Below are 11996 nucleotides of genomic sequence, written 5' to 3'. Positions count from 1 at the left end.
CCGCACACCACCAGGAGCTGAACGAAACGTGGCTGACGAGGTAAAACTCCGCGAGTACCTCAAGCGGGCCATCGCCGACGCCCGGGACGCCCGCAAGCGCCTGCGCGAAGTGGAGGGCAAGGACCAGGAGCCGATCGCGATCGTCGGCATGGCCTGCCGCTACCCGGGCGGGGTCGCCTCGCCCGAGGACCTGTGGCGTCTGGTCGCGGGTGGTGTGGACGCCGTGACCGAGTTCCCGGAGAACCGCGGCTGGGACGTGGACGCCCTGCACGACCCGGACCCCGACCGGGTCGGCACGTCGTACTCCCGCGAGGGCGGCTTCCTGCACGACGCCGACCTGTTCGACCCCGCCTTCTTCGGGATGTCGCCGCGCGAGGCGCTGGCCGCCGACCCGCAGCAGCGGCTGCTGCTGGAGACGGCGTGGGAGACGTTCGAGCGGGCCGGCATCGACCCGGAGGGGCTGCGGGGCAGCCGGACGGGCGTGTTCACGGGCGTGATGTACAACGACTACGGTTCCCGGCCGAACCTGCCGCCGGAGGGCTTCGAGGGCTACCTGTTCAGCGGCAGCGCCGGGTCCATCGCCTCCGGCCGGCTCGCCTACACCTACGGGCTGGAGGGCCCGGCGGTGACCGTGGACACCGCGTGCTCCTCGTCGCTGGTCACGCTGCACCTGGCGGCGAACGCGCTGCGGCGCGGGGAGTGCGACCTGGCGCTGGCGGGCGGGGCGACGGTGATGTCGACGCCGGTGGCGTTCATCGAGTTCTCCCGGCTGCGGGGGCTGGCGAAGGACGGCCGCTGCAAGTCGTTCTCTGCTGATGCGGACGGCACGGGCTGGGCGGAAGGCGTGGGCCTGCTCCTGGTCGAGCGTCTCTCCGACGCCCGCCGCAACGGCCACCACGTCCTGGCAGTCCTGCGCGGCTCGGCGGTCAACCAGGACGGTGCGTCCAACGGCCTGACCGCCCCCAACGGCCCGGCGCAGGAACGCGTCATCCGCCAGGCCCTGGCCAGTGCCGGGCTCCACCCCTCCGACGTCGACGCCGTGGAGGCGCACGGCACCGGTACGACCCTGGGCGACCCCATCGAGGCGCAGGCCCTGCTCGCCACCTACGGCCAGGACCGGCCCGACGACCGCCCCCTCTACCTCGGCTCCCTCAAGTCCAACATCGGACACGCCCAAGCGGCGGCCGGCGTCGGCGGCGTCATCAAGATGATCCAGGCCATGGACCACGGCCTGCTGCCGCGCACCCTCCACCTGGAGGAGCCCTCCCCGCACGTGGACTGGGAGTCGGGGGCCGTGGAGCTGCTCATCGAGGAGCGCAAGTGGCCCGAGACGGGCCGCCCGCGCCGCGCCGCGGTGTCCTCCTTCGGCTTCGGCGGCACCAACGCGCACGTCATCATCGAGCAGCCCTCCGCCGAGGAGCCGGCCGAGGGCGAGGAGGCCCACGCCCCCGCCGCCCCCGCCGTCACCACCGAACTGCCCGCCGTGCCCTGGCCCGTCTCCGGGCACACGCCCGAGGCCCTGCGCGAGCAGGCCCGCCGGCTGCTGGAGCGCGTCGAGGCCGATCCGGGGCTGTCCCCCACCGACGTGGGCCTGTCCCTGGCCACCGGCCGCTCGGCACTGGAGCACCGGGCCGTGGTCACGGCCACCGACCGGGCCGGGCTGCTCGCCGGGCTCGCCTCGCTGGCCGACGGCACGCCGGGGGCGGGTGTGGTGAGCGGGGTGCGCGGCACGGGCCGTACCGGCTTCCTGTTCACCGGCCAGGGCGCCCAGCGCGCGGGCGCGGGCCGTGAGCTGTACGCGGCGTTCCCCGCCTTCGCCGCGGCCCTGGACGCGGTGTGCGCCGAACTCGACCCGCTCCTGGGCCGGCCGCTGCGCGAGGTGATGTTCGCCGGGGCGGGCGGCGAGGAGGCGGCGCTGCTGGACACGACCGGCTTCACCCAGCCCGCCCTGTTCGCCCTGGAGGTCGCCCTCTTCCGCCTCGTCGAGTCCTGGGGCGTACGCCCCGACTACGTGGCCGGGCACTCCATCGGCGAGATCGCCGCCGCCCACGTCGCCGGCGTCCTCTCCCTGGCCGACGCTGCCCGGCTCGTCGCCGCCCGGGCCCGGCTGATGCAGGCCCTGCCGGGCGGCGGCGCGATGGTCGCCGTCCAGGCGGCCGAGGAGGAGGTGCTGCCGCTGCTGGCCGGGTACGCGGACCGGCTGGCCGTCGCCGCCGTCAACGGGCCGCAGGCCGTGGTGATCTCCGGTGACGCGGACGCCGCCGAGGAGGTCGCCGCCCGGCTCAAGGAGCAGGGCCGCAAGACCAAGCGCCTGACCGTCAGCCACGCCTTCCACTCCCCCCACATGGACGGGATGCTGGAGGAGTTCCGCGCGGTCGCGGCCTCGCTGACCCACCACGCGCCCGAAATCCCCGTCGTCTCCACCCTGACCGGCCGCGTCGCCACCGGCGAGGAGCTGCGCAGCGCCGGCTACTGGGCCGACCAGGTGCGCGGCACCGTCCGCTTCGCGGACGCGGCCCGCACCCTGGAGGCGGAGGGCGTCACCACTCTGCTGGAGCTGGGCCCCGACCCGGTGCTGTCGGCGATGGTCCGCGAGAGTGCCGGCGAGGCCACCGCGGCCGTTCCCGTGCTGCGCGCCGGGCGTGCGGAGGCGGCCACGGCCGTCGCCGCCCTCGGGCAGCTGCACGCCCGGGGCACGGCCGTCGACTGGGCCGGCCTGTTCTCCGGCACCGGCGCGCGCCGGGTGGACCTGCCCACGTACGCCTTCCAGCACCAGCGCTTCTGGCTGGAGCAGCTGCCCGTGGCGACCGACCCGTTCGGCGTCGCGGCCGGCACCGACGGCAAGCAGCACCCGGTGCTGGGCTCGCCGATCACCGTGGCCGGGGCGAACCAGCTGCTGTTCGCCAGCCGCCTGTCGCTGAAGACCCACCCCTGGCTCGCCGACCACGTCGTCCTCGGCTCGCCCGTGCTGCCGGCCTCCGCGCTGGTCGAACTGGCCGTCCACGCCGGCGACATGATCGGCTACCCGGTGATCGACGAGCTCAATCTGCAGGTGCCGCTCGTGCTCCCCGAGGACGGGACGCTGCAGCTGCAGGTGCGCGCGGGCACGCACGACGACTCCGAGCGCCGCTGCCTGTGCCTGTACTCGCGGCCCGACTCCTCCGACGCGCCCTGGACCATGCACGCGGAGGGCTACTACCTGCCCGGGACCGCCGAGCCCGCCGAGCGGCCGCAGGGCACGGGCAGGACGATCGAGTACCGGCTGCCGGAGGAGCTGCACGAGGAGGCCGGCCGCTACGGCCTGCACCCCGTCCTGCTGAACGCGGCCGTGCCCGTCCGGGCCGCCGACCCGGTCGGCGGCACCGTGCCCGTACCCGCCGACTGGTACGGCGTGCGGCTGCACGCCACCGGCGCGACGGCCGTGCAGGCGCGGGTCACCGAGCTGGACGCGAACAGCGTCGCGCTGGAGCTGACCGACATGGCGGGCGAACCGGTCGCCACCGTCGAGTCGATCGTCTTCCGCGACATCCCCAGCGGCCAGTTCACCCCGCACGTCGACAGCACCGGCCGCGACTCGCTGCTGCGCGTCGACTGGATCCCCGCCCGGCTCCCCGCGGCCGAGGAGAGCCCGCTGTGGGGCACGCTCGGCGCCACGGATTTCGGCGCCACGGATCTCGGTGCCACGAACCTCGGCGCGACGAACCTCGGTGACACCGGCCTCGGTGAGACGGACGACGACCTGGCGGCCCAGCGCTTCCTCGACCCGGCCCAGGCGGCCACGGCGATCGAGTCCGGCGCCCCGCTGGACGCCATGCTCGCGCCGTGGGCTCCGTCGGGCAGCCCCCTGCCCGCGGCCCTCCACACCGGGACGGCCCACGGCCTCGAACTGCTCCAGCGCTGGCTGGCCGAGGACCGCCTCGCCGCCACCCCCCTGGTCGTCCTCACCCGCGGCGCCGTCTCCACCGCCCCCGGCGAGGACGTCACCGACCTCGCCGCGGCCGCCCTGTGGGGCCTCGTGCGCTCCGCGCAGTCCGAGTCCCCCGACCGGATCGTGGTCGCCGACACCGACGGCAGCCACACCCCCGGGCTGCTGGCCGCGCTCCTCGCCTCCGGCGAGCCGCAGGCCGCCGTCCGCGGCGGCCGGCTGCTGCTGCCCCGGCTGCAGCGCCTGCTCGCGCCCGAGTTCAAGCCGCCCCGCCCCGCGTGGCGGACCGACGGCACGGTGCTGATCACCGGCACCGGCGCGCTCGGCGCGGTGTTCGCCCGGCACCTGGTGGCCGAGCACGGCATCTCCCGGGTGCTGCTGGCCTCCCGCAGCGGCGCACGGACGGAGGGCCTGGCCGAGGTCGTCACCGACCTGCAGTCCCTGGGCGCCGAGGTCACCGTCGCCTCCTGCGACGTCGCCGACCGCGAGGCGCTGGCCGCACTGCTGACGGGCATCCCCGCCGAGCACCCGCTGACCGGCGTCGTGCACACCGCGGGCGTCCTCGACAACGGCCTGCTGCCCTCCCTCACCCCCGGGCGGCTCTCGGCCGTGCTGCGGCCCAAGGCGGACGCGGCCTGGCACCTGCACGAGCTGACGAAGGACCTCGACCTCGCCGCGTTCGTGCTGTTCTCCTCGGCCGCCGGCGTCCTCGGCAGCCCCGGCCAGGCCGACTACGCCGCCGCCAACGCCTTCCTCGACGCCCTCGCCGAGCACCGCCGGGCCGCCGGCCTGCCCGGCACGTCCCTGGCCTGGGGCCTGTGGTCGGTGCCGGGCGGCATCAACAAGGACCTGGACGAGGCCGACCTCAACCGCTTCGCCCGCGACGGCTTCCGGCCCATCGCCCGCGTCGAGGGCCACGCGCTGTTCGACCGGGCCCTCGCCCACGACAGCGCGGCCCTGGTCGGCACCCCCGTGGGGGCGGCGGCCGTACGGGCCCGGGAGCGCGTCCCCGCCCTGCTGCGCGCCCTGGTGACCCCGGCGGCGCCCCGGCCCGCCGCGCAGTCGCAGGACGGGCGGACCGAGTCGCTCGCCGAACGGCTGGCGGACCGCACGGCCCCGGAGCAGGAGGCGCTGCTTCTCGACGTCGTCCGCACCGCCGTCGCGGCCACGCTCGGCCACACGGACGCGGCCCGCATCGAGCCCGAACGGCCCTTCCAGGAGCTGGGCTTCGACTCGCTCACCGCGGTCGAGCTGCGCAACCGCCTGACCGTCGCCGCGGGGACGCGGCTGCCCGCGACGCTGGTCTTCGACCACCCCACGTCCGCCGCGCTCGCCGCCTTCCTGCACCGCGAGCTCGCGCCCGGCGGCGCCGGGGCCCCGCACCCGGTACCGGCCGCCCTGGACCGGCTCGAAGAGCTGCTGCCGGGCCTCGCCCCCGACGACCCGCTGCGCGCGGGCGTCTCCGTCCGCCTGCAGACGCTGCTGGCCAAGCTCAACGAGAGCGCGGCGCAGGAGGAGCAGGAGGACGTGACCGACCGGCTGGAGGCGGCCTCGGCCGAGGACATCTTCAGCTTCATCGACAACGAGCTCGGCCGCTCCGGCGGCTGACGGCACGCGCGGCCGGAGCCCTCGCCTTCCCCCATCGCCCAGGAGAGACGATCCCTGATGTCCAGTCCCAATGAAGAGAAGCTGGTCGAGTACCTCAAGTGGGTGACGGCCGACCTGAAGAAGGCCCGGGCCCGGCTCGCCGAGCTGGAGGCGGGCACCGAGGAGCCCGTCGCGATCGTGGGCATGGCCTGCCGCTTCCCCGGCGGCGTGGCCTCCCCCGCGGACCTGTGGCGCATGGTCGAGGGCGGGGTGGACGGCATCTCGCCGTTCCCCGCCGACCGCGGCTGGGACCTGGACAGGCTCTACGACCCGGACCCGGCCACGCCCGGCACCTCCTACACCCGCGAGGGCGGCTTCCTCGACGGGGCGGGGGACTTCGACGCGGCGTTCTTCGGCATCTCCCCGCGCGAGGCCCAGGCCATGGACCCGCAGCAGCGGGTGCTGCTGGAGACGGCGTGGGAGACGTTCGAGCAGGCCGGCATCGACCCGGCCGCCCTGCGCGGGCAGCGGGTGGGCGTCTTCGCGGGCGTGATCGAGCAGAGCTACCTGGGCCTGGACGGGCCGGAGGAGTTCGAGGGCTACCTGCTCACCAGCAAGCTCAGCTCGGTCGCCTCCGGCCGCATCGCCTACACCTTCGGCTTCGAGGGCCCGGCGCTGTCGGTGGACACCGCCTGCTCGTCGTCGCTGGTCGCCCTGCACCTGGCCGTGCAGTCGGTACGGCAGGGCGAGTCGGTGCTGGCGCTGGCCGGCGGCGCCACCGTCACCGCCACCCCGGGCGGGTTCGTGGACTTCTCCCGGCAGAGCGGGCTCGCGCCCGACGGCCGCATCAAGTCCTTCGCGGCCGCCGCGGACGGCACCTCCTGGTCGGAGGGCGCCGGCCTGCTGCTCGTCGAGAAGCTCTCCGACGCACGCCGCAACGGCCACCGCGTCCTCGCCGTCGTACGCGGCTCGGCCGTCAACCAGGACGGCGCCTCCAACGGACTGACCGCGCCCAACGGCCCGTCCCAGGAACGCGTCATCCGCGCCGCCCTCGCCGACGCCCGCCTCACCCCCGCCGACGTCGACGCCGTCGAGGCCCACGGCACCGGCACCCGCCTCGGCGACCCCATCGAGGCCCAGGCGCTGCTGGCCACCTACGGCCAGGGCCGCGACGGCGGGCGGCCGCTGTACCTGGGGTCGCTGAAGTCCAACATCGGCCACACCGTGGCCGCCGCCGGCGTCGGCGGCGTCATCAAGATGATCCAGGCCATGGAGCACGGCGTCCTGCCGCGCACCCTCCACGTCGACGCACCGAGCCCGATGGTCGACTGGAGCGCCGGCTCCGTCGAACTGCTCACCGAGGCCCGCCCCTGGCCCGGGACCGGGCGCCCGCGCCGGGCGGCCGTCTCCGCCTTCGGCGTCAGCGGCACCAACGCCCACGTCATCCTCGAACAGCCGCCGGTCGAGGAGAGCACCGCGGAACCGGCGACGGTCACCCCGCCCGTTCTGCCGTGGCTGCTGTCCGCCCGCAGCGCCGAGGCGCTGTCCGCCCAGGCGCAGCGGCTGCTGGAGGGCGCGGGCGAGGCTTCTGCCCTGGATGTCGCGTACTCCCTCGCCACCGGGCGTTCCGCGCTGGAGCACCGGGCCGTCGTCACCGGCACCACCCGCGACGACCTGCTGGCCGGCCTCGCCGCGCTGGCGGCCGGCGAGCAGCACGCCGCCGTCGTGCGCGGCACCCGGGCACCCGGCAAGGCCGCCGTGCTCTTCACCGGGCAGGGCGCCCAGCGCGCGGGCATGGGCAGCGAGCTGTACGCGGCGTACCCGGTCTTCGCCGAGGCTTTCGACGCCGTCGCCGCCGCCCTCGACCCGCTGCTGGGACAGCCGCTGCGCGAGGTGATCGACAGCGGCGAGGGCCTGGACGACACCGCCTGGACCCAGCCCGCGCTGTTCGCCGTCGAGGTCGCCCTCTTCCGGCTCCTGCAGTCCTGGGGCGTACGGCCCGACTACCTGGCCGGGCACTCCATCGGCGAGATCGCGGCGGCCCACGTCGCCGGCGTGTTCTCCCTGGAGGACGCCGCGAAGCTGGTCGCCGCCCGCGGCCGGCTGATGCAGGAACTGCCGCCCGGCGGCGCGATGATCGCCGTCCAGGCCGCGGAGGAGGAGGTGCTGCCGCTGCTGGCCGGGTACGAGGAGCAGGTGGCCGTCGCCGCCGTCAACGGCCCCGCCTCCGTGGTCCTCGCGGGCGACGCGGACGCCGCCGAGGAGATCGCCGAGCAGCTGCGCGAGCGCGGCCGCAAGACCACGCGACTCACCGTCAGCCACGCCTTCCACTCCCCGCACATGCAGCCCATGCTGCCCCGCTTCCGCAAGGTCGCCGAGAGCCTCACCTACCACCAGCCCGAGATCCCCGTCGTCTCCGGGCTCACCGGCGCCCTGGCCGACCCCGCCGAACTCGCCACCCCCGACTACTGGGTGCGCCACGTGCGCGAACCCGTCCGCTTCGCCGACGCCGTGCGCGCCCTCGCCGCCCAGGGCGTCACCGCCTACGCCGAAGCCGGACCCGGCGGCGTCCTGACCGCCCTCGCCCAGGAGACCACCGACACCGGCACGGCCGTCGCCCTGCTGCGCCGCGGCCCCGCCGAACCCGCGGCCCTCGTCGAGGGGCTGGGCCGGCTCCACGCCCACGGCGTCCCCGTCGACTGGCGCGCCTTCTTCGCCGGCACCGGCGCCCGGCAGGTCGACCTGCCCACGTACGCCTTCCAGCACCGCCGCTACTGGGTCGAGTCCGCCACCGTCACCACCGACGCCACCGGGCTGGGCCTCGCCCCCGCCGCCCACCCGCTGCTCGGCGCCGCCCTGCCCGTCGCCGGCGCCGACGAGGCCCTCTTCGCCGGCCGCATCTCCCTGCGCACCCACCCCTGGCTCGCCGACCACCGCGTCCACGGCACCGCCGTCGTCCCCGCGGCCGCCCTCGTCGAACTCGCGCTGCGCGCGGGCGACGAGGTGGGCACGGACGTCCTCGCCGAGTTCGCCGTCGACGCCCCGCTCGCGGTGCCGGAGAAGGGCTCCGTCCAGCTCCAGGTCCGCGTCGCCGCGCCCGGCACCGGCGGGCGCCGCGAGGTGACCGTCCACGCCCGGCCCGAGGGCCCCGACGCGCCCTGGACCCTGCACGCACACGGCCTGCTGGCCGCCGGCGAGTCCGAGGACGGCTCCTTCGACCTGACCGCCTGGCCCCCGCAGGACGCGACGCCGTACGCCCCTGAGGAGGCGTACGCGGCACTGGCCGCGGCCGGCCTCGCGTACGGCCCCGCCTTCCACGGCCTGGCCGCCGCCTGGCGCCGCGGCGACGAGCTCCACGCCGAGATCCGCCCCGACGCCGGCACCGACCCGGCCGGGTTCGGCCTGCACCCCGCCCTGCTGGACGCCGCCCTGCACCCGCTGGCCGCCGGCCCCGCCGTCCACTGGGAAGGCGTCCGGCTGTACGCCACCGGCGCCACCGCCCTGCGCGCCCGCCTCGCCCCCGCCGCCGACGGCGGCTTCCGCCTGCACCTCGCCGACCTCGGCGGACAGCCCGTCGCCGCGGTGGAACGGATCCGCACGGGGACGTACGCGGCGGCCGACGTCACCGAAGCCCTCGTCCGGCCGCACGACGCGCTGTTCCGGATGGAGTGGACACCGGTCGCCCTGCCGTCCACCGGCGACGCCCGGTGGACGGTGCTCGACCCCGACCGCCCGGACCTCGCGGCGGCGGCCGCCGCCGCGCACCGCTACGACACCGTCCTGCTCCCCCTGCCGGCCGAACCCACCACCGACGTCCCGGCCCACGTCCACGCCACGGCCCTGCGCACGCTGGGCCTGGTCCAGGAATGGCTGGCCGAGGACCGCCTGTCCGACGTACCGCTGACCGTGGTCACGACCGGCGCGGTGGCCACGGCGCCGGGCGAGGACGTCACGAACCTCGCGGCCGCCACGGTCTGGGGCCTCCTGCGCTCGGCCCAGTCCGAACACGCGGGCAGGATCGTCCTGGTGGACGGCGCGACCGAGGCGCAGGCAGCCGCGGCAGCCCTCACGGGCGAACCGCAACTGGCCCTCCGCAACGGCAAGACCTTGGTACCGCGCCTCGCCCGCGCGGCTGCGCCCACCCACCGGCCCGCACCGGACAACGCACCGCTCCGCGAGAACGGCACCGCCCTCATAACCGGCGGCACCGGCAACCTCGGCGCCCTCTTCGCACGGCACCTCGTGCAGTCGCACGGCGTCCGTCACCTCCTCCTCACCAGCCGCCGCGGCCCGGCCGCCCCCGGCGCGGAGAAGGTGGCCGCCGAGCTGCGCGCCCTCGGCGCGACCGTCACCGTGGCGGCCTGCGACGCGAGCGACCGCACCGCCCTCGCGCAGCTGCTGGCGCAGATTCCCGCCGAACACCCCCTGACGGCCGTCGTGCACACCGCAGGCGTTCTGGACGACGGTCTGATCACCTCGCTCACCCCCGAGCGTCTGGCCGCCGTCCTGCGGCCGAAGGCGGACGCGGCCTGGCATCTGCACGAGCTGACGAAGGACCTCGACCTCGCCGCGTTCGTGCTGTTCTCGTCCATCGCCGGTGTCGTCGGCGGCCCCGGCCAGGCCAACTACGCCGCAGCGAACGTCTTCCTCGACGCCCTCGCCCAGCACCGGGCGGCGCACGGCCTGCCGGCCACGTCGCTGGCGTGGGGCCTGTGGGAGCAGGACAGCGGCATGAGCGGCCACCTGGACGAGGTCGACCTCAAGCGCATCGCGCGCAGCGGCTTCCGTCCGGTCACGGCCGCGCAGGGCACCGCGCTGCTGGACGCCGCGCTGGGCCTGGGCGAGCCGGCGCTGGTCGCCACGCCGCTGGACCTCGCCCCGCTGCGCGCCCAGCCCGCGCAGGCGCCGGTCGTGCTGAGCGCCCTGGTCCGCACCCCCGTGCGGCGTACGGCACGTAACTCGGACGTCGTGGACGGTTCGCTGGCCGACCGCCTGGCGGGGCTGGCCCCGGACGAGCAGCGGCAGGCGGTGCTGGCCATGGTCGTCGCCGAGGTCGGCGGGGTGCTGGGGCACTCGGGCACGGGCGAGGTCGACGCCGGGCAGTCCTTCCCCTCGCTCGGCTTCGACTCCCTGACCTCGGTCGAGCTGCGCAACCGGCTCGGTGCCGCGGCCGGCGTCAAGCTGCCGCCGACGGTGGTCTTCGACCATCCCACGCCCGAGCGGCTGGCCGCGTTCCTCCTCACGGAGGCGCTGACGGCGGGCGGGGGCGCGGGCGGGTCGGCCGGGCAGGCCGGCGTCGACTTCGCCGCCGAGATCGTGCTCCCGGACGACATCCGCCCCGCGGAGGAGGTGGTGCGCTCGGCGGACGACCCGCGCGAGGTGCTCCTGACCGGCGCGACCGGCTTCCTCGGCGCGTTCCTGCTGCGGGACCTGATGCGTACGACGACGGCCCGCGTCCACTGCCTCGTCCGCGGTGCCGACCGCGAGGCGGCGCTGGCGCGGCTGCGGGAGAGCCTGGAGTACTACCGGGTCTGGGACGACGTCGACGCCTCGCGGCTCGTGCTCGTCCTCGGCGACCTGGCGGAGCCGGGCCTCGGGCTGGCCCCGGAGGCGTACGACGAGCTGGCGCGCACGGTCGACGTGGTCTACCACAACGGCGCCCACGTGCACTGGCTCCACCCGTACACCACGCTCAGGGCGCCCAACGTCCTCGGCACCCAGGAGGTGCTGCGCCTGGCCGCGCGGCACCGGACGGTGCCGGTGCACTACGTCTCCACCGTCGGCGTCTTCGACGGCGCGGTGGAGGAGGGCGTGCCGCTGAAGGTCACCGACCCGACCGGGCCGGCCGAGGCGCTGCCGAGCGGCTACCTGCAGAGCAAGTGGGTGGCCGAGCAGATCATCGGCATCGCGCGCGAGCGCGGGCTGCCGGTGTCCGTCTACCGGGTCGACGTCATCTCCGGCGACCAGGAGCACGGCGCCTGCCAGACGGCCGACTTCGTCTGGCTCAGCCTCAAGGGCCTGCTGCAGGCGGGTGCGGTGCCGGCGACCGGCGGCGGCCGCTTCCACCTGCTGCCGGTGGACTACGTCAGTGCGGCGATCCTCGGGATCTCGCGGGGGGCGGAGCACACGGGCGGCACGTTCCACCTGTTCAACCAGAGCTCGCTGTCGCTCGCCACGTGCGTGGAGTACCTGCGCGGCATGGGGTACGCGCTGGGCGAGCGGGAGTGGGGCGAGTGGAGCGGGTCGGTGCGCGCCGACCGGGAGAACGCGCTGTACCCGCTGCTGCACGCGTTCGAGATGATGACCTCGGACACGGACGCGTTCTATCCGCCGATCGACACGACGGAGACGGAGGCGGCCCTGTCGGGCACACCGATCAACTGCCCGCCCCTGACCCGGGAGCTGTTCGAGAAGTACGTCGGCTTCTTCGTGGAGGTCGGCCACTTCCCCCGCCCCTGACGGACCGGCAGCCGGGGGCGCGAGC

At 75.8% G+C, this 11996-nt stretch carries 1 protein-coding gene and 1 pseudogene; both read left to right on the top strand.

The annotated features are described in order from the left end of the window. Positions 1-46 precede the first annotated feature (46 nt). Positions 47-5533, top strand: a pseudogene (locus AC27L3_RS23470) (SDR family NAD(P)-dependent oxidoreductase); the annotation flags it as partial. A gap of 54 nt (positions 5534-5587) precedes the next feature. Continuing rightward, positions 5588-11971, top strand: coding sequence for a thioester reductase domain-containing protein (locus tag AC27L3_RS23465; protein ID WP_487236035.1), 6384 nt, complete (start codon positions 5588-5590; stop codon positions 11969-11971). Positions 11972-11996: the final 25 nt, after the last annotated feature.

The sequence above is a fragment of the Streptomyces sp. PKA51 genome (assembly GCF_057552455.1).
Note: the sequence above shows the minus strand (reverse complement) of the source record. Positions and strands in the feature narration are given on the sequence as shown.